Origin of the sequence: Spiribacter sp. 1M189, from assembly GCF_040838345.1 — a bacterium.
Lineage (GTDB): Bacteria > Pseudomonadota > Gammaproteobacteria > Nitrococcales > Nitrococcaceae > Spiribacter > Spiribacter insolitus.
On the sequence record NZ_JBAKFF010000001.1, the window covers coordinates 1,475,615 to 1,495,929 of the forward strand.

Genomic DNA, 20,315 nt, shown 5'->3' on the forward strand with positions numbered 1-20,315 from the left:
TCAGGTATTCCAGATACGTGGCGGACAGGCCGGGCGATCGAGCAACCGAGGCCGCAGCAGTTCCCAGGCCCGGGCCCGGAGCTGATAGCCCTCCAGGGCGCCCGGGCCCCGCCAGCGCAGGACCAGCAGGTCATCGAAGCCGGTGACAGCCACCTCGCCCGGTAGACCGACCAACGCCTCGCGCAGGGCCTTGATATCGTCCGCGCCGGCCGGTGACGCCACCAGTGTGGCCATTGCCTGATGCCCACCAAGCCCCCAGGGCGCCGCCATGGCCTTGCCGCCGCCATCGAGGCGTGCATGCTCCAGGAGCACCGGCATATCGCCGCGCCAGACCTCCAGGCGTTGCCGAAAACGGCCATGATCGAATGGCCGGGTACTGGCCGGCCGGCCGAAGCAGTTCAGTTCCCAGCCGAGAAGATGGGCATCCGGCGCCAGTTCAAAACAGGTCCTTGACGAGACGATCGCGCCGGGGAAGGCAATCTGTTCCTGCGGGAGCCACTCGATCACGCCACCCGGTGCCACGCGGATCCGTTGTTCGACCCGGGCTTCACCGCCCAGACTGCGATAGAACTTGGTGGCCCCGGGACTCGTGATCACCGTCCAGGCCTTGCGCCCGACATCGATATCCACGTCCAGCCCATCGCCGCCAACAACACCGCCGGGCGGGTGCAGCAAGTAGCTGTGACAGGGTGCGCCTTCGGGGTGGAATGGCCGTTGAACGCGCAGTGGCCCCTCATGCCGTCGATCGCTGACCACCGTGCGATCATCATGCGCGGTGTAACCGAGCCGCAGGTGCGCCCGCCAGCCCGTCCGCTGGAGGCGGGCCGGCGCATTATTCACCGCAACGACGGCCATCAGACGATACCGGCGACCAGCCCGGCACCGGTCAGCGCCAGCGCTGCCGAGAGACTACCGAAGGTCAACAGCGCCGGCCGCGAGCGGCGAGCCACGAACCAAGCCACACCAGCGGCAAGTGACAGGCCCGCAAGCGCCAGCATCGCACTCCCGAGAAGAGAGGCCGGCACGCCCAGAACCAGCCCCGAGTCTGCGGCGTGCCAATGCAGTAGCATGGGACTATGGTCGCTGCCGCCCGTGGCATGGGCGACAGCCAGTCCCGGCGCTGCCAGCATGACCAGGGCCAGGAGAATGGATCGCAGCTTCATCGTCGTATCCCTTTTCGTTGCCTTATAACTCCTCCATCTCTTGAGCAAAGCCCGTGCCATGTTGGAAAGTTGGGGACGAAACAGGCGCTTGCACGGTAGCGGTGCGTTCCGCACCGAGAGCGGGCGAGCCTTATGCACCAACCTGGGTCACGCTCAGGAGGCGCCGCCCCAAACAGGAGCAGGCGCAAATTCACCGCGACTTTTCGAGGAGTCTGCGTGCAGATCACAGTGATTGGTGGCGGCCTGGTCGGTGTGACCACCGCCTGGTATCTGTTGGACGAGGGTCACTCGGTGACGCTGGTGGATCGGGCAGAGGAGCTGGCATCGGAGGCAAGCCATGCCAACGGCGCCATGCTGCATGCCAGCCATGCCGAGCCCTGGAACACGCCCCGCGCCATCGGCCAGCTCCTGCGCTGGATCGGCCGCGAGGACTCGCCCCTGCTGCTGCGCCCCCGGGAGATCCCGCACCTGGCGGGTTGGGGTCTGGGATTTCTGCGCTACAGCCGTCCGCACCATCACGCCCGCAATACAGCGGTCAATGCGCGACTCGCGGTGTATAGCCTCGCCCTGATGCGTGAGCTGGAGCAGCAGGTGGCCATCGACTACACCCAGCGCCACGAGGGCATACTGAAGATTTTCCGCAGTTTGGAAGAACTCGAGACGGCCCGAGCCGACAGCGCTCTGATGGCGGACGCCGGCGTGCGCCATGAGGCCTTGACGCCGGAGCAGATCATAGACCGGGAGCCCGCGCTGGCGGGCATCGAAAGCAGCCTGAGCGGCGGGTTTTTCTACCCCGACGACGCCAGCGGCGATGCGCGACTGTTCTGCCAGCGGCTGGGCGAGCTCGCATCACGGCGGGGGCTGGATCTGCGGCTGGGTGAATCCGTTCACCGGTTCGAATGCCGCGATGGGCGGGTCCATGCCGTTGAAACGGACAGGGGCCGCATCGAGTCCGATGCCTTTGTCCTCGCGACTGGCGCAGAGGCGCCACGCCTCGCCCGACAGGTGGGCATTCATCTGCCAATCCGGCCGGTAAAGGGCTACTCTGCAACGCTGTCGGTGGCCGGCCTGGAGAGCGCACCGCGCCTGCCCATCATTGACGACGGCCGCAAGGTCGTCATCACCCGACTGGGCGACCAGCTGCGCATCGCTGGAACAGCGGAGTTTGCCGGCTACGACAAGACCGTCCGGCCGAAACGGGTCGAAACCGTGCTGCACCAGGGCCTCGCCAACTTCCCCGCGCTCGCTGCGGAAGTGGACACGACAGAAGCGGAACGCTGGGCCTGTCTTCGGCCGATGACCATGGACGGACCGCCGATACTTGGCCCGAGTGGCACCCCGGGCCTCTATCTCAACACCGGTGCGGGTCATCTGGGCTGGACCTTCGCCGCCGGAGCCGGTCGGGTGGTTGCTGATATCATCAGCGGCCGGGAGCCGGCCATTGACCTGGCAGGGCTCACACTGGATCGCTACGGCTAGGACCGGGACGCGGGAGGGGCGCGCCGAACGACATGCACGGATTGCACAGTATTCTCATTCTGCTGGCCGCCTCCGTGGTGATCGTGGCCCTGTTCAGGCGCCTGTCCCTGCCACCGATCATCGGCTATCTGGTGGTCGGAATGGCCATCGGCCCGTCGGCGCTGGGCCTGCTCCAGGAGACGGAAGGCACCCACCTGCTCGCAGAATTCGGGGTGGTCTTCCTGCTGTTCACCATCGGCCTGGAATTCTCCTTCCCCCAGCTCCATGCCATGCGCTGGGCAGTGGGTGTGCTGGGCGCGAGCCAGGTGCTGGTCTGCCTGGCGCTGTTCGGTCTGGTCGCCTGGTGGCTCACTGGATCGCCGGAAATAGGCGTCGTGCTGGGTGGCGCACTGGCGCTGTCCTCCACGGCCATTGTCACCAAACAGTTGACGGAACAGCTCGAGATTCATACCCGGCACGGTCGTCGGGCCGTCGGTGTGCTGCTCTTCCAAGACCTGGCCGTCGTCCCGCTGCTGATTGCCATTCCGATTCTGGCCGGCAACAGCGATCACTCGCTGAGCGCAGAACTGGGAATATCGCTGCTCAAGGGAATCGCCGTATTCGCCGCGATGGTCTGGATCGGCCGCAAGGCCCTGCGGCCGATCTTCCACGAGGTAGCACAGGCGCGCTCCAACGAGCTGTTCACCCTGACGGTCCTGCTCATCGCCATCGCGGCCGCCTGGGCCACTTACCTCGCCGGCCTGTCACTGGCGCTGGGCGCGTTCCTGGCCGGAATCATGCTGGGTGAGACAGAATACCGGCATCAGATCGATGCCGACATTCGACCATTCCGGGACGTCCTGCTCGGCTTTTTCTTCATTACCGTCGGCATGGTCATCGACCTGCCGGTGCTCCTCACCGGGCTGCACTGGGTGCTGCTGATCGCCGCCGGGATGATGGCGACCAAGCTCGCGCTGGTCTACGCCGTCGCCCGAAGCGTGGATGCGCCGAGAGACGCCGGACGCACGGCCATCATTCTCGCCAATGGCGGCGAGTTCGGTTTCGCGCTGATCGCGCTTGCCATCAGCGACAATCTCATGACACCTCAGAACAGCCAACTGGTGCTCGCCGCGATCGTGGTCAGCATGGTCGCCGCACCGCTGCTCATCCGTCACAACGACCGACTGGTGGAACGGGTGCTCGGATCTCCCCGCAGCGCGGTGGACCCGGCCAAGGCCGAGTCCGATGTCACCCGGGTCGCAGACCTGCTGTCTGACCATGTCGTCCTCTGCGGGTACGGTCGGACCGGCCAGAATATCGGCCGCTTTCTGGACCAGGAGGGACTGCCCTATATCGCGCTCGATCTCGACCCGGAACGCGTTCAGGAAGCGCGCAGCGCCGGTGAACCCGTCAGCTACGGTGATTGCGAACGTCGCGAGATACTCGACGCAGCGGGTCTCGGCCGGGCGCGCATGGTGGTCCTGAGCTTCGACAGCCCCGGCACCACGCTCAAGGTGCTGGAGCGCACACGGGCCGAGCGGCCCGACATCCCGGTCCTGGTCCGAACCCGCGATGACCGCTGGATAGAGCGTTTCGAGGAGGCGGGTGCCACCGCCGTAGTGCCGGAAGTCCTCGAAGCAAGCCTGATGCTCACATCACACGTGCTAGCCCTGCTTGGCGTCCCCATGGCGAGGGTGTTCCGAAAGGTCCGCGAGGTGCGGGGCGATCGCTATCGACTGCTCAAGGGCTACTTCCACGGTGCCGAGCGGGTGGACATGGAGAAGGCCGGCCGCTTTCGGGAGCAGTTGCATGCCGTCACGCTCAACGGCAAGGCCAGTGCCATTGGCAGTCGGCTGGCCGACGTGCGGCTGGAGGATATTGGCGTGACCGTCACCGCGGTTCGTCGCGGCGGTATCCGCGGCCCCCAGCCTGACCCGGGGACGGTTCTACGGGATGGCGATGTGCTGGTTCTCTACGGCAACCCCGAAGCGCTCGAGCATGCCGAGCACATGCTGCTTGGCGGAGAGTCCGAGGCCGCCGCGGCGGGACGGGTCTGACACCGACCCGCCGGCTGTCGACCGATCAGGACTCGGGGATCTCCAGGCCGGTCTGATCCTCGATCATCCACTCGATGGCCGCGCGGATTTCCTCTTCGCTGGCCGCGCCGCCCTGGGCCGGCATGTTCCCGTAACCATTGACGACATTGATGGTCAGCGTTTCCCAGCCCTTGTCGATGCGCTCACCCCAGCCTCCGGTATCCCCAATGCCCGGGGCATTCAGGAAGTTGCCCTGATGACAGGCAATGCAGACCGCCTGCGTCACCTGTTCGCCGCTGCGCACCTCGGTGACGCCGCCGGCATCGGCCGGCTCTTCTGCCGAGGCGATGGCAGGTGCAGGCTCACCGCTGAGCCGCACCGCAAACGGACGCTCCAGGTTGGCCGCGGCCCGCTCCTCGGCGAGTTCCTGACGCGCCGGATCCTCATCACCGAACAGGGAGTTCGCGATTACGATGAGCAGTACGGTGACACCGACCAGGCCGGCGATCACCAGGGCGAAGTTACGAACGAAGACACTGTCCTGCTCAGCGCTCACTTGACTATCCTCAATTTTTCCAACTGGGGAGGAGTATAGCGGCATTGCCCGGACCGGCAAACTGGGGGTATGCCACTTCGTACGCAAGCGGTAAACTAGGATCAAGTTGCGCCCGTAGCTCAGCTGGATAGAGCGTCGGCCTCCGAAGCCGAAGGTCGCAGGTTCGACTCCTGCCGGGCGCGCCACCTTCCCATCCGAGCATATCCCGCAAGGCCACCGCGCTGGTAATCTGTCGACATCAGCAGCCAACAACCTTGCAGGAAACAGCCATCGTGAAAGCGTATTTCGACAGCCGTCAGGATCTCCATCACCCCCGCACCTATTTCACGCGGGGCCAGATGCGGGCGCCCCAGGAAATTCCTGAGCGCACCGGGCATATCCGTGCTGGACTGGAGCGTGCCGGCGTGCAGGTGGCGGATGTCCATGACCATGGCATCCAGCCGATCAGCCGCATCCATGACCTGGGCTACCTGCGATTCCTGGAATCCTGTCATCGCCGCTGGAAGGCCATGCCCGAGGACTGGGGCGACGAGGTGCTGTCGAATATCTTCGTGCGCTCGCCCAACGCGCTACGCGGGATCCTGGCCGAAGCCGCCCGGTATCTGGCGGACGGCAGCTGCCCGGTCGGGGAGCATACCTGGGAAGCCGCCTACTGGTCGGCACAGGGGGCGCTATCGGCAGCCGATGATGTCCTCGGCGGCGACAGCCTGAGTTTCGCCCTCTGCCGCCCGCCGGGCCATCACGCCCGCGTCGATGCCGCTGGTGGATTCTGCTATCTGAATAATGCGGCGATCGCTGCCGAGGCACTGCGTGAACGCTTCCCCCGGGTCGTCGTGCTGGATACCGACGTCCATCACGGACAGGGCATCCAGGAGATCTTCTACGAGCGCGATGACGTGCTCTATATCTCCATTCACGGGGACCCGACCAATTTCTACCCGGTGGTGACCGGTTTCGAGGAGGAACGTGGCGCGGGTGCCGGCTACGGCTACAACATCAATCTGCCACTGCCCCACGGCTCCGATGCCGAGGCCTTCTTCGGACGGCTTGATGAGGCCCTGGCCGCGATCCGGTTGTTCTCACCAGACGCCCTGGTCTTCTCCAACGGCTTCGATATCTACTACGAAGACCCGCAGGCCAAGATCGGTGTCCAGTCTGCGGATATCAGTACGCTGGGCTCGCGGGTCGGGGCATTAGGTCTTCCCACTGTGGTCATTCAGGAAGGCGGGTACCACTACGACAGCCTGGCGAAGAACACGGAGGCCCTGTTGGGCGGTCTATTGAAGGACGGGCGGTGAAAGCCGGCTTCGTTCAGGTGGTGGCGCTGACCAGGTAATCCAGCGTCACCAGCACCACAATGGCCGCCACCGTCGTGAGCAACGCCAGACGACTGTAGGGCGGGCGTTGACGGGCCATGTCAGTTGCTCATCCCGAACCGTGGGCGCAGTGCCACCCCCACGATGGAGCCGAGGAAACCGAAAGCGAACCAGATCCAGCCATGCAGGCTGCCCGAGGCGATGCCACTGAAGAAGGCGCCGATATTGCAGCCAAAGGCAAGGCGGGCGCCATAGCCCATGCACAGCCCGCCAATGACCGCTGCCGAGACATTGCGCGGCCCGAGCCGATTCTGGCTGCCGGCGTTGAAGCGTCCAGCAAGCCCCGCCGCGATCATGGCGCCAAACAGCAGACCCAGGGCCATGACCGACGTCACGTTGAGCAGGATGCTCTGCTCCAGTGCCTGCGCCGGATAAGGCCAGTTCCAGTAGGTGAACTGCGACATGTCGATTCCCGCGGCAGCCAATGCCTTGGCGCCCCAGATGGCGAAGGCGAAGGTGATGCCCCAGGGCGTGCCGGAGACCAGCAGCGTGAGCAACCCAAGCCCCGCCAGCGCGATCACGCCCCAGAGCAGTGGCCATCCGCCGGTGATCAGCGTCTGTAGCCAGCTTCTTTCGGGGCGAAGGGATAGGCTTTCGACGCTGCCATGACGGTCACGCTCCACCGCCGAGAGAACCCAGGCAAGCGCAAGGAGTACGCTCACCTGAAGCAGCACCCCGCCCAGCGGGTCCAGTGACGCCACCAGATCCACCGGGCCCAACCCAGGGCTGTCGAGCCACCAGGGCAGATGCAGGGTTCCCAGCACCGAGCCGCCAATGAACGCGATTAACGTGATCAGCATGCGCCGGTTGCCGGCACCCACGGTGAACAGCGTACCCGAACCGCAGCCGCCACCCAGTTGCATCCCGAGACCAAACAGAAAGCTGCCCAGCACGATGTAGCCGCCCACTGGCGCAATCGCACCGTTGGCATGACCACTCGCGATAACAGGGATGAATAACACCGACGCAGCGGACAGCAGAAGCAGCTGCGCCCGCAGGCCCCGGCTGCGCCTGCGGACGATAAAGTTGCGCCAGCCTGCGGTAAAGCCGAACGCCGCGTGATAGAGCGCCACGCCCAGCCCGGCGCCGATAACATACAGCCAGACGAGGCGCGGCGTGCCGACTTGCCAGATCAGGCCACCGAGTATAAGTGCCCCGACACCGGCCACGCTGATCACGTATCGGTCAACGCGGGGACGGCGCGGGTTATCGCCTACAGTCTCCCCGTTAATGGCCTCGGCGAGGGTACTCATCGACGGTCAGGCCTCACTGCAATAGCTGACTGAGTGCCTGCTGACCCTGAACAAGGGGCCTCGCCGGGTCCTGCGTCCACTCGGTCATCGAGCCATCGTAGAGCGCCACGTCCTCGAGCCCGCCCACCTCGGAGAGGGCAAACCAGGCGGTGGCTGCCCAGTGACCCGTGTTGCAGAAAGACACCACGGGGCCGTTCTGCTCGATGCCGGCCACCTCGATCAGGCGATTCACTTCATCGGTGTCGATGAAAGTTGCCGTGTCCTGCTCTACCAGTAACCGCTCTTCCAGGCTGGCCGCGCCGGGGATGGTGCCCGCGGCACGCGCTGCCGGGTGCTTCGCCTGACCGGCATACTGAGCCGCCGGACGGGCATCAACGAGCTGACTGCCACTCGAATCGGCATTGGCCACGTCGGCGGTATCGGCCAGCAGCTCGGGTTGCAACTCCGCGTTGAAGGTCGCCGGGGTCACCGATGCCTCGCCAGTGGCGACCTCACCACCGGCATCGACCCAGGCACGGTAACCGCCGTTGAGAATCGCGACGTCCTCATGCCCAAGGTATTTCAGGGTCCAGTAAACCCGGGCCGCGCTGCCGAAGTCCGTCGACCCGACACCCGCCGGCACGACGACAACCGTGTCGTCGTTGTCCACGCCGAGTGAGCCAATCAATGCCTCGAGCCGATCCACCGGAGGCAGCTTGCCGGGGACAGCTCCCTCGGCCACCCGCCAACCGGCACCCGTATAACTGGCGTAAGCCGCACCCGGAATATGTCCGGCTTCGAATCCTGCGGCATCCGTTCCGTCAATCGCCGAACGCACATCCAGCACGGCGACATCGGGATTCTCGAGATGCTCGGAAAGCCATTCCGGCTCAACCAGCGGTCCGACCTCGGGCCCGGCGTGTGCAGTGGTGGCGGCCAGCATACCCGCGAAGCCAGCGGCAATAATGGAATGGTGCGTGACGGACATGACGACACTCCGGTCAAGAATTTGTAAGTTGGCCAGCGTATCGGATTTTTTAGCAGCTTTAAGGACAGATTGGATTTATAGATAGAATATTGGGTTATAACCGGATTTAGTCCCCGTGTTCATAGGTGGTCATCCGCAATGGCTATTCCTCACCCGAAAGTTATTACTTACTATTATCGACAACGTCGGGCCAGGTGCCCGATACAGACTCTCCTCCTCTTGGCCGGCCACAGCGTCGGCTTTTTTTTGCCCGAATGACGGGCGACGTGCCGGCTAACCTACTCGAACCACGCGATCAGCCGGGGAAGGAATCGTGTCAACTCGCCGGTCATGATGGCGAAATCCGCGTCAAACCGCTCGGCTGGAGTCTCTGCCTCCCGGTCGTCGGCGTCGCTTTGGACTACGTCAGTGAACCTGAGCCGCTTAATCGACAGGTCGCTATCCAGCACGGCACTGATACGGCCGTCCCAGGTCAACGCCAGACGGCGTACGCGCTTGCCGGCCTTGATGTGACCACGAATCTCGCCGCTGCGCAGATCCTGGCGCTTACAGCGAATCTCGGCCCCCTCGGTCTTCGGATCCTCGAAGACGGCCTCTTCCCCGGGTTCAAGGTCTGACGGAAAGCGGTCATGCGCCAGCCATTCGGTCATCACCTGATGGGGTGCGCTATCAGTCTGCAGGGGTCGGATAGGCAGACTGCCCAGCAGGGCCCGCAGATCGTCGGTCAGCAACTCTGCCTCGCGCCAGGTCGCAGCGTCGACGATCAGCCAGCGGCCCTGCAGATCCAGGTAGGCATAAGCGCGCTTGCTGCGGGTGAAGGCTCTCGGCAACAGATCCAGCGTTACCTCTTCCTTCAACCGGGCCTTCTCACGGCGTCCAAGCGGTCTTCCCATCGACTCCTCACGCTCGGCAATGCGCGCGTCGACGTTTTCGCGAACCACCGCCGGAGGCAACACCCGGGTCTCGGTCTGCAGACAGATCATCAACCGCTGTCCTGATGCGTGCACGAGCTGCTCGCCGCCGGGCTCCAGTGGTGGGACCCAGCCGCGGGATTCGGGATCATGACCGCCGACCGGATGAAAGATACCGGCGCTGAGTCGGTCCTCGAGCTGTGCGGCGTCAAGACTGAAGGCATCGGCCAGTTGATAGACGCAGAGATTGCGAAACCACATTGTTCGTCGAAGTTTCCTTTATCAGGAGGGAGACAAGAGCGTTATTCGGCCTTCAACGCCGAGCGGGCCGCCACGACCCGGCGCATCGCATCATCGCGATGGTCACCGAATGCGGTCAGATGGCCCATCTTGCGGCCTGGGCGTGCGGCTGCCTTGCCATAGAGATGCAGATTGACAGCCGGATCGGCGAGAGCAGCGGCCCAGTCAGGCTCACCGCCCTCCCAGAGATCGCCGAGGAGATTGGCCATCGCAACCGGGGCCTTGCGAGTCGTCTCACCGAGTGGCAGACCACAGACCGCACGCAGCTGCTGGTCGAACTGACTGCTCGGGCAGGCCTCAATGGTCAGATGCCCGGAGTTGTGCGGCCGGGGCGCAAGCTCATTGACCAGGAGCTCGCCACCACGCGTGAGGAACAGTTCAACGCAAAGAACACCGACCACGTCGAGCTGCTCCATGATGGTTGCGGCAATTTCCCGCGCCCTGTCCGTCTGCGCCTCACCCACCGGCATGTCGGCGATCGACACGTCCAGGATGTGATTGGCATGACGGTTTTCGATAAGGCCGAAATCCACCAGCCCACCATCCAGCCCGCGGGCGGCGACTACCGAGAGTTCGGCTTCGAAATCCACCAAACCCTCGAGGACCGCCGGACCGTCGCCAATCGACCGCCAGGCCCACTCCAGATCCGTATCCGCGTCGAGGCGGACCTGACCCTTGCCGTCATATCCGAAACCGGCCGTTTTGAGGATGCAGGGCGTGCCGATCCGTGAGACCGCCACCGCGAGCCCCTGCCGATCATCCACCGCCTCGAACGGCGCCGTTGGCAGACCGGCCGCGGCCAGGGCCCGCTTCTCACGCAGTCGGTTCTGGGTAATGTGCAGCACCTCGCCACGCGGACGCACCGGCGCATGACGGGCCGCCACCTCGGTGGCAGCGGAGGCGACATTCTCGAACTCGAAGGTGACCACATCCACATCGCGGGCGAACGCGGCGATCGCATCCAGGTCGTCATAGTCGGCGACGAGCTCCCGCTCAGCGATCTGACCCGTGGGGGTATCGGTCCCGGGAGAGAGGGTTTCGACCCGATAACCCATGCGACGGGCCGCCTGGGCGAGCATCCGGCCGAGCTGACCGCTACCCAGGATACCGATCGTGGCACCGGGGAGAATCGGTGGGCTCAAGGCAGCTCGTCCTCAATCACCTTGCGGGCCTGTGCCTCGCGATAAGCCTCGAGCCGCTCCGCCAGCCCTTTATCCTCGCTCGACAGCATGGAGATGGCGAAAAGCGCGGCGTTGCGCGCCCCCGCCTCACCGATTGCGAATGTCGCCACGGGCACGCCACCGGGCATCTGCACGATGGAGAGCAGAGAATCCAGCCCCTTCAGTGCACGGCTCTGGACCGGCACACCAAGGACGGGAACAGTGGTCTGCGCCGCCACCATGCCGGGGAGGTGCGCCGCGCCACCGGCACCGGCGATGATGGCTCTCAGCCCGCGCTCCCGCGCCGTCGCGGCATACTCATTCATGCGCGCCGGCGTCCGGTGAGCCGACACGATCCGGCACTCATGCGCCACGCCGAACTCCTTCAGCAGGGTATCGGCATGGGCCATGGTTTCCCAATCGGAACGGCTGCCCATGATGATGCCCACTCGTGGCGCGTCATCAGCCATTGCTGGGCTCCCGCACATAATGACCCGGTGCATCCTCGATGGGCTTGAGCTTGCCATCGCCCGGGGTGCGCGCCGGCACTTCCCCACCACGCTTGGGCTGCAACCACTTCACCCAGTCCAGCCACCACGAGCCCTCATGATGCTTCGCGCCATCGAACCAGGCATCTGGATCCTTGGGGTTGCGCCCGTTGAGCCAGTAGCCGTATTTCTGCTTCTCGGGCGGATTGATCACTCCGGCGATATGGCCCGAGCCACCGAGTACGAACCGCGTGCGTCCGCCCAGCAGTCGCGACCCTCGGTAGCAGGCATGCCACGGCGCGATGTGATCTTCCTTGGCGGAGACGAAGTATGACGGCACTTCGACCTTGCCGAGGTCGATGGGCACACCATCAAGGGTGATGCCGCCCGGCTCCTTGAGCTTGTTCTCGAGGTACATGTTGCGAAGATAGAACGCATGCATGCGCGCGGGCATGTTGGTGGAATCCTGATTCCAGAACAGCAGGTCGAAGGGGAACGGATCCTCGCCCTTGAGATAGTTATTGACGAAGAACGACCAGATCAGATCGTTCGAGCGCAGGCTGGACATGGTCGAGGCCATTTGATTTCCCGCCAGATAGCCGCGCTCATTCATCTGCTTCTCAAGCGACTGCAGCTGCTCCTCATCAATGAAGACCTCGAGCTCGCCCGGGCTGTCAAAGTCGAGCAGGGTGGTCAGGAAAGTGGCGCTGTTCACGCCACCTTCGCCGCGCTCGGCCATCCAGGCGAGGGTCGAGGCCAGCAGTGTGCCGCCGAGGCAGTAACCAATGATATTGACATCGCGCTCGCCAATGGCCTGCTCGACGGCATCAAGAGCCGCCAGCGGCCCCAGTTTCATGTAGTCCTCGAACTGCTTTTCGGCCAGATCGGCATCCGGGTTGCACCAGGAGATGACGAACACCGTATAGCCCTGCTCCACCAGCCACTTGACCAGCGAGTTCTTGGGCCGGAGATCGAGTATGTAGTACTTGTTGATCCAGGGTGGCACGAACAGCAGCGGCCGCCGGGCCACCTGCTCGGTGGCCGGCTCATACTGAATGAGCTGCATCAGCTCGTTCTGATAGATCACCTTGCCCGGCGTCACCGCCAGATCCTTGCCGACCTCGAAGGCCTCGGGATGGGTCTGACGGATCTTGAGCGTGCCGTTGCCCCGCTCAAGGTCCTCAAGCAGCTTGTTCAGCCCGTCCAGCAGATTCTGACCGCGGGTCTCGACCGTGCGCTCGAGTACTTCCGGGTTGGTCGCCAGGAAATTCGAAGGCGATGTGGCGCTGATGAACTGGCGTGTGTAGAAGTCGATCTTGCGCTGGGTCTTCTCGTCGAGCCCCTCGACGTTGTTGACGGTGTGATGAAGATAATCCGCGGTCAGCAAGTAGGACTGCTTGACGAAATCGAAGAACGGATTCTCCTCCCAGCCCTCATGAGCGAAGCGCTTGTCGCCCTTCGCCGGCTCACGAACAGGCTCGCTGTCAACGCCCATCATCCGCAGCGTCTGGTTCTGCATCAGGGACATGTAGTCCTGCCAGAATGACATCTGCGCCTGCACCAGCTGGACCGGATCGGCCATCAGACGGGCATACAGATCCTGGAAGAGCTTGCTCATGTGCAATGCGTCATCCATGGAAAGCTGCTGGCCCGACTCCTGACGAGCCAGGAAATCCTTGACCAACTGCTGGCTGCGGCCGGCAATTTCGGTGAGTGAGCGCGTGAGCTCGTTGGGATCGACCTCCGGCACTCCGGTATTCTTGGATTCAGTCATGATGCGTATCGCCTCCGAGCGAACAGGTGAGAAAGATCATACGGCACTGCGACAAAGCGCCACAAACTTGCCGGACCCTTCCGCTGATCGCCACCGCTGACGCCGATCCGGCAAGCCTGCGCATCGTCGATGAGTGGCTGGCGACCGAGCCCGTCGACACACCGCCCCGGGACGGCCTCTATCTCACCGCTGACAGCAATGGCCTGGCGCTCTGCCGTGCCCTGCGTCCACCTGTCTGCATGCGAGCCGAATTCCTCCGCGGTGCGCAGGGATTCCGCATGGCCCGACAACGCCACCAACGTGAGGCGATTGCCCGTGCCTGCGGCGTTGGCGGTGGGTCTTGCCCGCGGGTCGTTGATGCCACCGCCGGATTGGGCCGTGACGCGTTCATCCTTGCCGCGACGGGGGCCCAAATCATCCTGCTGGAACGCTCTGCCGTGGTGTACGCCTTACTCGTCGACGGACTGCGGCGGGCCGCAGGCGGAGGCGCTGAGGATATCGTGTCGCGCATGACGGCCATCCACATCGAGGCTGTCGAATGGCTGCGCGGTCATGGCACCGACGAGAAACCGGACACGGTCTATCTCGATCCGATGTACAAGGGCCGGCGGCGTGCCGCTGCCGGCAAGGAACTGGCCCTGCTGCAGGCGTTGCTGGGACCGCCTGAGTCCGACGCCGAGCTGTTCGAGGCAGCCAGGACAGCAGCGTGTAACCGGGTGGTGGTGAAGCGCCATCGGCGAGCGCCAGCGCTGGCTGGCATTACGCCCGATTACCGACTCACCGGGCGCAGCACGCGTTTCGATGTCTACCGAGCAAACGGCGGCAAGGTAGGCTGATGGCGCGGGATGGTGACTGATGCTTCAACGGCCAGCATGCAGGACCATGGATCGATGGCTCGGGCCGGGCGGACCAGATCCGGCTGGCCGACGAGGCGCAGGCGCAGGTCACTGAAGCCATTACGGGCAAGTCGATTGACGGCGGCGGCCTGGGCAGACGCATCAGCCTCACCCGCCATCAGACCAATGAGTGTCGCGCCGCGCCTCCGGGCGGGCTCGAATTCGGCAAGCCGCAGACTGCGCAGACCCTCACCGAGAGCCTCTCTGAGCACCGGCCAGGCACCCTGCAATCTCTGCCGATGCGCACCGTTGAGCCTGGGCGTGGCCGGCATCGCGAGGCGCAACGCCTGCTCAACCAGCATCTCCGGGGGCCCGCCGCTCTGCACCATGGTTGCCGGGCTGCGCCCGCCCAGCCCTGGCTGAGGGCTGGTCCACCACTGACGCGCCCCACCTTCGCCGCCGGGATGTCGGTCAAGCAGTCGGTCGAGATAATCCCGCCTGCAACTCACCGCATAGCTGCCGGCGACCTCCCGCCGGGCGCCGGGACGACCACAGCGCTCACAGGTGACCGCCGCTGTCTCGCGAGCAGTGGCCACCAGCGGAGAGACGGATTCCCGTACACCATCGTAGGCCACCTCGATAGTGCCCTGTCGGGAACGCAGTCTTCGCCAGCGAAACCCACCATGTTCGGCGGCCGGCAGCGTCTGCTCAACCGCTTCGAAAAGGTGCTCGAGCAGCCCATACCAGCCAGGCGGCACATCCACGGCCACCGGGTCACTGTCCCCGGCACGGCCACGCTGACGGAACTGCCAGGGGTAGCGCAGCTGCGCCGCAGCCAGGAAGGCACGATGGCGGCGTTCGGCAGCGGTCGAATCCATACCCCCATTGTGACCTTGCCGAGCGGCCGGGGTCATCCCGGAACAGGTCTGTTCCTAAAAAAAGAAGGGCCCGATGCCGCGGACGGCATCGGGCCCCTGCAGATAAGGCCTGCGGTTACCAGGAGCGGCGCGGGCCACCTCCACCGGCGGGCTTGCGATCCTGCGCTTCATTGATGCGCAGTGTCCGTCCGCCCATTTCAGTCCCATTGAGGGCCTCGATGGCGGCATCCGCCTCGGCGGGCTCCATGCGTACGAAGCCGAAGCCGCGAGGACGACCGGTTTCCCGATCGGAGATCATCCGGACTTCCTTGACTTCGCCATGAGCGGCGAACAGGTCACGAACTTCGTCCTCGGAGGCGGAGAAGGGCAGGTTGCCCACGTAAATCGATTTCATCAGTCAGTCTCATCAAGCTCTGTCAGCCTTCCCGGCTTGACAGGTCAAACAAAGCGAAGGGCTCTTGCCCTCCTTCGGACGGCCCGATCGTCGGGCTGCCGGGCACCGGCCGTTCAGGTCAGCACCTGGAGTTGACAATACGGCACGCCGCTGTTCCACGCAATCGGAATTTTAGGCGTTATGCTGTCAGGACGACTGACGGGAGATTGCATTCATGAGCGCACCGCTCCAGAGCGGAGACGCCCTGCTGGATCGCCAGGCAGGACACCTGCATTGGCTGCTCCGGACACCGCTTGCACTGGTCATGCTCTACCACGGCATGGATCACTGGCTGGGCGGGCCGGCCGCATTCGCCGGCAACCTGGGCCTACCGATTGCCATCGCAGCCCTCGTGGCAGGGCTGGAGATCGTCAGTGGCGCGGCATTGCTGCTTGGCGCATGGCTCGGAGGCTGGGTCACCCGGTTGGGTTCACTGGCCGCACTGCCGGTGCTGCTTGGCGCCATTTTCATGGTGCACTGGGGACAGTGGCACTTTCTGCCATCGCCGAGTCACCCGCTGGGTGGGCTCGAATTCCAGGCCACACTGACATGTCTGGCGATTTACCTCCTGGTGCGTGGCAACGAGGTCTGAGGGAATATCGATGTCGCCCAAAGAAACCCAGCGCGAGCGACTCCGCCGTCAACTCTCCCGGGGGATCGCCTACACGACTCCCCTTCTGGTGGCGGTAACCGGCGCCGCGGCGATGCATGCGCTTATCTCGGATGCCACCGGTGACAATACCCCCGGCTCAGGATCGGGCGCGGTGCCCGAGGCCACTGCGCCGAGTTCCTCCTCAGCGACACCGGAGGGGATGCCGGAAGCCGCTCCTGAGGCGACGCCTGAAGCAACACCCGAAGCGATGCCCGAGGCAACACCGGAGGCCATGCCCGAGGCGACTCCAGAGGCGGGAAACCGCTAGTCAGCGGATTTCGATCGGCTGCCGTAGCGCCGCGTGAGGGCTTCCTGTACGCAGGGATGGACGAAACGGCTGACATCGCCGCCGAGTGCCGCGACCTCGCGCACCAGGCTGGATGAAATATAGGAGTATTGCTCGGCGGGGGTCAGAAACACGGTCTCCACCTTCGGCACCAGCTGGCGGTTCATGCTGGCCAGCTGGAATTCATACTCGAAATCCGATACCGCCCGCAGCCCGCGGAGGATGACGCGTGCCCCCTGTGATTCCACAAAATCCACCAGCAGGCTCTCGAAAGGAGTGACTTCGACATTGCTGTAGGGCTTGAGCACATGCCGCGCGAGCCTGACGCGCTCTTCGAGATCGAAGGCCGGATGCTTGCTGGGACTGGGGTAGCCGGCAACGGCAACGATCAAACGATCAAAGAATTTCGAGGCGCGCTCGACCAGATCGCTATGACCGTTGGTTAATGGATCGAATGTCCCCGGATAGACCGCGGTGACGGACATGCCCCCTCCTCCGTTGCAGCGCAGCATGCTATTCCCTGCGCGAGGAAGATGCCAGTCCCATTGCGGAATTACCAGTCAGCCTCCTGCCTGAAAGAGGCGATAACAGACCCCTCCGGCCGTCTTTTCCCGCCGGCATGACCAGTCATCGGGTGGACTCAGTGGTGTCTCCTCAATGCCGGACTCAACGTACACACTCGCTCCCGGCACCAGCCACCCCCCCCTCTGGAGCTGTTCCACCACCCCGGGCAGCAGCCCGACCCGGAAAGGCGGATCGAGAAAGACGAGATCGAACTGATGGAGGGGCCTCTCAAGGTAGCGCCGCGCATCCGCCATCACGACCTCGGCGCGGATCCCGGCCTCAAGCCGCCGGATAAGCGCCTGAAGAGACTGCGCCACCGGACGCCGCTTTTCGACAAAGACGGCGTTCTCGGCCCCGCGGGAGAGCGCCTCCAGCCCAAGCGCTCCGGTGCCGGCGAACAGATCGAGCACCCGAGCCCCCTTAATATCACCCTGCAGCCAATTGAACAGGGTTTCCCGATTACGGTCCGCCGTGGGTCTTAAGCCCGAGGCCTGGGCCACCGGAAAACGCCGGCCACGCCACTCACCCCCGATAATCCGGAGCTGCCCGGCCACGCCCGCTCATTCCACCCCGTTGATCGTTGCCTCGGGCCCGACCAGCACCGTGACACTGCGCGCCGGATCGAGATGCGTCTGCAGGGCCGACTGCACGTCATCACCATCAAGGCCGTCGATTCGATCCACGAAACGCTGCAGATAATCATGCGGCAGGTCATGGAAGCCGATGCTGGTGACGTACCCGAGCAGGTCGCGATTGCTGTCGAGCTGCAGCGGGAAACTACCCGTGATGTTGCGCTTTGACGCATCAAGCCGTTCCGCCGAAGGCCCCTGGTCGCGCAGCTCACCGAGGCTGCCGCGCATCACCTCGAGGGCCTCTCCCAGCGCATCGTTGCGTACCTGTGTGGCCATCTGGAAGCGGCCGCGGCGCGCACCGGAGGTGATCCTCGACGAACTGCTGTAGGAAAGGCCACGCTCCTCACGCATGCGCTCGGCGAGGATGGAGGTCAGGCCACCACCGCCGAGTATGTGGTTGCCAAGATAGAGCGGGTAGTAGGCATCACTGCCCTGGCGCACCGACGGCTGCCCGATGATGACATGCGTCTGCTCCGCCTCGAACGGCAGGCGGACGGTCTGCGCCGTTTCGGGCAATTTCACTTCGGGCAGCGGCTCGGGAGATTCGCCGTCAGGCAACGCCGCACTGAGACGCTCGGCAATGGCCTCGGCCCGGGCGCGATCCAAGTCACCGACGATGACGATGGTTGCATTATTGGCGGTGTAGTAGCGCCGGTGGAAATCCACCACCGCCTGCCGGTCGATGGCCTCCACCGACTCCAGCGTGCCGCCCGGCGGCGCGGCATAAGGATGATCGCCGTAAATGGCACGGGCAAAGGCCTTCTCGGCCAGTGACGAGGCAGAGGACTGCGCCTGCTGCAGTCCGAGCAGCATCTGCTGGCGGACGCGGTCCACGGCATCACCGGGGAAGTCGGCATTGGCGATCACGTCGGCCATGTTGTCGATGACCGGATCGAGCCGCTCCGCCTCGCTGAGGGCACGCAGGCTCACCTGCCCCGTATCCCGCCCACTATCGGTGCTGACTCTTGCGCCGTAGCGCTCGAACTCACGGGCGATCTCGCCGGCGTTACGCTCGGTGGTTCCCTCGAGGAGGAGGTTACTGGTCATGCGGGCGAGGCCCGCCTGGCCATCGTCCCGGGCGCTCCCGGCATCAAAGGCCAGCCGGACATCGACGATCGGCAGCTCGTGGCGCTCGACGAAAAGCACCTGACTGCCCGACTCGGTCTCCCACTCCTGTATGTCGGCTTCCATTGCGCCCCCAACGCCGCTGAAAAAAGTCAGAAGGATAGCGGGAATCAGACGTCTCATGCCTCATCCCCCTGATCCACCGGCTGCATGATCCCCACCGTCAGCATTTCGGGACGCAGATAGCGCTGGGCCGCGGCCTGCAGGTCCTCGGCCGTCAGTGCCCGGACGTTTTCCTCAAAGGCGCCCAGCGTCTCCCAGCCGGCCCCTGTGGTTTCCAGCATGCCGAGCTGCATTGCCTGGTAGAACACCGAATCAAGCTCGAACAGATGATCGGCAAGCAGCTGGCTACGGGCCCGCTCAAGCTCCTCCTCGGAAACCGTTTGACGCTGCAGGCGCCCAATCTCCTCGCGTAGCGCCTCCTCGACGGCATCCACATCGCCATCGGCAGGCACACCGAAGAGCGAGAACTCCCCGTCCAGCCGCACCATGGGGTTATAGCCGGCACCGGCCGCCGCCGCCACGCCACTGCCGCGCACCAGGGTCTCGGCAAGACGTGCGCCGTCGCCGCCATCCAGAATGGTCGCCAGCATCAACAGCGCGTAGGGGTCACGGGCCGCATCGGCGGTGGCGAAGGAGGGCACCTCATAGCCCATCCTGAGCTGCGGCACGCGGGCCTGCTCATCACGGTAAATGAGCCGGCGCTCACCCGGCGGATCCAGGTTCTCGGGGTCATGCACCACAGGCACGTCACGGGCCGGAATCCCGCCGAAGTACTCGCGGGCCAGTGCATAAACGGCTTCCGGCTCGACATCGCCGGCCACCACCAGGGTGGCGTTGGACGGGGTGTACCACTGCTGATACCAGCCTTCCAGGTCGTCCACCGTCAGCCCGGCGACATCATCCGCCCAGCCAATGATCGGGTGGGCATACCCCGTGCCCGGATTAGCAATCGCGGCGTAACGCTCTCCGAACCGCCCCTCGGGCCGATCCTCCGTCCGCAGCCGGCGCTCCTCCAGCACAACCTCGCGCTCGGTAGAGAGCGCCTCCGAATCAATCTGGAGGTTGGCCATCCGGTCGGCCTCCAGCTCCAGCGCGATAGGCAGGCGATCCGCCGCCATGATCTCGAAATAGGCGCTGAAGTCGCGTCCAGTGAAGGCATTCAACCGGCCACCCTCGCGGGAGATGATCTCCGAAAACTCCCCTTCGGCATATTCCTCCGTGCCCTTGAACATCATGTGCTCAAACAAGTGGGACAGTCCGGTGTTGCCACGGCCTTCGTAGGATGAGCCCACGCGATACCAGATCTGGGATACGACAACGGGCGCGCGGTGATCCTCTCGGACCAGCACCTGCATGCCGTTATCGAGGGTGAATTCGGTGACTTCCGAATCGGACTGAGCCGCCACCGGGGCGGCCATCAAAGCGGGAATGAGGGCGAAAATCGCATGTCGGGCTGTCATTCAC

21 protein-coding genes and 1 tRNA gene are annotated in these 20,315 nt (G+C 64.5%); 7 read left to right on the forward strand and 15 right to left on the reverse strand.

The annotated features are described in order from the left end of the window. On the reverse strand, positions 1-855 hold the full coding sequence (locus V6X30_RS07430) for an urease accessory protein UreD (protein WP_367983985.1): 855 nt from the start codon (positions 853-855) through the stop codon (positions 1-3). Further along, positions 855-1,163: a hypothetical protein gene (locus V6X30_RS07435; protein WP_367983986.1), complete on the reverse strand. Its 309-nt coding sequence runs from the start codon at positions 1,161-1,163 to the stop codon at positions 855-857. The genes V6X30_RS07430 and V6X30_RS07435 overlap by 1 nt, the downstream gene beginning before the upstream one ends. Positions 1,164-1,379: 216 nt before the next feature. Here V6X30_RS07435 and V6X30_RS07440 point away from each other — a divergent pair, with 216 nt between their 5' ends. Together V6X30_RS07440 and V6X30_RS07445 are read left to right on the forward strand one after the other, a co-directional pair. Beyond that, complete coding sequence (locus V6X30_RS07440; RefSeq protein ID WP_367983987.1) at positions 1,380-2,642, forward strand: D-amino acid dehydrogenase; 1,263 nt, start codon at positions 1,380-1,382, stop codon at positions 2,640-2,642. A gap of 32 nt (positions 2,643-2,674) precedes the next feature. Further along, positions 2,675-4,678 carry a monovalent cation:proton antiporter-2 (CPA2) family protein gene (locus V6X30_RS07445; protein WP_367983988.1) on the forward strand — a complete coding sequence of 668 codons (2,004 nt, stop codon included), beginning with the start codon at positions 2,675-2,677 and terminating at the stop codon, positions 4,676-4,678. Positions 4,679-4,703: 25 nt separating this feature from the next. Here the strand turns inward: V6X30_RS07445 and V6X30_RS07450 are convergent, their stop codons facing one another. Continuing rightward, positions 4,704-5,213 carry a c-type cytochrome gene (locus tag V6X30_RS07450; protein ID WP_367983989.1) on the reverse strand — a complete coding sequence of 170 codons (510 nt, stop codon included), beginning with the start codon at positions 5,211-5,213 and terminating at the stop codon, positions 4,704-4,706. A 108-nt stretch (positions 5,214-5,321) separates the two neighbouring features. Between V6X30_RS07450 and V6X30_RS07455 the strand changes: the two genes are divergently transcribed. Together V6X30_RS07455 and V6X30_RS07460 are read left to right on the forward strand one after the other, a co-directional pair. Then, positions 5,322-5,398: transfer RNA gene (locus tag V6X30_RS07455), tRNA-Arg, on the forward strand. An 87-nt stretch (positions 5,399-5,485) separates the two neighbouring features. Next, positions 5,486-6,511 carry a histone deacetylase family protein gene (locus V6X30_RS07460; RefSeq protein ID WP_367983990.1) on the forward strand — a complete coding sequence of 342 codons (1,026 nt, stop codon included), beginning with the start codon at positions 5,486-5,488 and terminating at the stop codon, positions 6,509-6,511. Positions 6,512-6,630: 119 nt separating this feature from the next. Here V6X30_RS07460 and V6X30_RS07465 read toward each other — a convergent pair whose 3' ends face one another. From V6X30_RS07465 to V6X30_RS07490, 6 genes are all read right to left on the reverse strand, one after another. After that, positions 6,631-7,842 (reverse strand): YeeE/YedE family protein, encoded by a 1,212-nt coding sequence (locus V6X30_RS07465; protein WP_367983991.1) that lies wholly within the window; start codon positions 7,840-7,842, stop codon positions 6,631-6,633. A gap of 13 nt (positions 7,843-7,855) precedes the next feature. Continuing rightward, positions 7,856-8,809: a sulfurtransferase gene (locus V6X30_RS07470; RefSeq protein WP_367983992.1), complete on the reverse strand. Its 954-nt coding sequence runs from the start codon at positions 8,807-8,809 to the stop codon at positions 7,856-7,858. Between the two features lie 278 nt (positions 8,810-9,087). Beyond that, positions 9,088-9,981 carry a recombination-associated protein RdgC gene (locus tag V6X30_RS07475; RefSeq protein WP_367983993.1) on the reverse strand — a complete coding sequence of 298 codons (894 nt, stop codon included), beginning with the start codon at positions 9,979-9,981 and terminating at the stop codon, positions 9,088-9,090. A 41-nt stretch (positions 9,982-10,022) separates the two neighbouring features. After that, a complete protein-coding gene (locus V6X30_RS07480; RefSeq protein WP_367983994.1) occupies positions 10,023-11,162 on the reverse strand; it encodes a 5-(carboxyamino)imidazole ribonucleotide synthase in 1,140 nt (379 codons plus the stop codon). Further along, positions 11,159-11,668, reverse strand: a complete 510-nt coding sequence (gene purE / locus V6X30_RS07485; RefSeq protein WP_367983995.1) for a 5-(carboxyamino)imidazole ribonucleotide mutase — start codon at positions 11,666-11,668, stop codon at positions 11,159-11,161. The genes V6X30_RS07480 and purE overlap by 4 nt, the downstream gene beginning before the upstream one ends. After that, the gene (locus tag V6X30_RS07490) at positions 11,643-13,442 is read right to left on the reverse strand and encodes a PHA/PHB synthase family protein (protein ID WP_367983996.1); all 1,800 of its coding nucleotides are present in this window, start codon (positions 13,440-13,442) and stop codon (positions 11,643-11,645) included. Before V6X30_RS07490 ends, purE begins: the two co-directional genes overlap by 26 nt. Positions 13,443-13,468: 26 nt before the next feature. On the opposite strand from V6X30_RS07490, the gene V6X30_RS07495 reads away from it, so the two are divergent. Continuing rightward, the gene (locus tag V6X30_RS07495; protein ID WP_367983997.1) at positions 13,469-14,278 is read left to right on the forward strand and encodes a class I SAM-dependent methyltransferase; all 810 of its coding nucleotides are present in this window, start codon (positions 13,469-13,471) and stop codon (positions 14,276-14,278) included. Here V6X30_RS07495 and V6X30_RS07500 read toward each other — a convergent pair. Next, a complete protein-coding gene (locus tag V6X30_RS07500) occupies positions 14,248-15,156 on the reverse strand; it encodes a hypothetical protein (protein WP_367983998.1) in 909 nt (302 codons plus the stop codon). The genes V6X30_RS07495 and V6X30_RS07500 overlap by 31 nt on opposite strands. A gap of 115 nt (positions 15,157-15,271) precedes the next feature. Next, a complete protein-coding gene (locus V6X30_RS07505; protein ID WP_367983999.1) occupies positions 15,272-15,550 on the reverse strand; it encodes an RNA recognition motif domain-containing protein in 279 nt (92 codons plus the stop codon). Positions 15,551-15,764: 214 nt separating this feature from the next. On the opposite strand from V6X30_RS07505, the gene V6X30_RS07510 reads away from it, so the two are divergent. Both V6X30_RS07510 and V6X30_RS07515 read left to right on the forward strand, forming a co-directional pair. Then, on the forward strand, positions 15,765-16,181 hold the full coding sequence (locus V6X30_RS07510; RefSeq protein ID WP_367984000.1) for a DoxX family protein: 417 nt from the start codon (positions 15,765-15,767) through the stop codon (positions 16,179-16,181). A 10-nt stretch (positions 16,182-16,191) separates the two neighbouring features. Continuing rightward, positions 16,192-16,509, forward strand: coding sequence for a hypothetical protein (locus V6X30_RS07515; protein ID WP_367984001.1), 318 nt, complete (start codon positions 16,192-16,194; stop codon positions 16,507-16,509). Here V6X30_RS07515 and coaD read toward each other — a convergent pair. The 4 genes from coaD to V6X30_RS07535 form a co-directional block, all read right to left on the reverse strand. Continuing rightward, the gene (coaD, locus tag V6X30_RS07520; protein ID WP_367984002.1) at positions 16,506-17,012 is read right to left on the reverse strand and encodes a pantetheine-phosphate adenylyltransferase; all 507 of its coding nucleotides are present in this window, start codon (positions 17,010-17,012) and stop codon (positions 16,506-16,508) included. The two genes, V6X30_RS07515 and coaD, sit on opposite strands and share 4 nt — an antisense overlap. A 75-nt stretch (positions 17,013-17,087) precedes the next feature. Next, entirely contained in the window at positions 17,088-17,645 is a 558-nt protein-coding gene (gene rsmD / locus V6X30_RS07525) for a 16S rRNA (guanine(966)-N(2))-methyltransferase RsmD (RefSeq protein ID WP_367984003.1), read from the reverse strand. Positions 17,646-17,651: 6 nt separating this feature from the next. Next, positions 17,652-18,914, reverse strand: a complete 1,263-nt coding sequence (locus V6X30_RS07530) for a M16 family metallopeptidase (protein WP_367984004.1) — start codon at positions 18,912-18,914, stop codon at positions 17,652-17,654. Positions 18,915-18,967: 53 nt separating this feature from the next. Further along, the gene (locus V6X30_RS07535) at positions 18,968-20,311 is read right to left on the reverse strand and encodes a M16 family metallopeptidase (RefSeq protein ID WP_367984005.1); all 1,344 of its coding nucleotides are present in this window, start codon (positions 20,309-20,311) and stop codon (positions 18,968-18,970) included. Positions 20,312-20,315 lie beyond the last annotated feature (4 nt).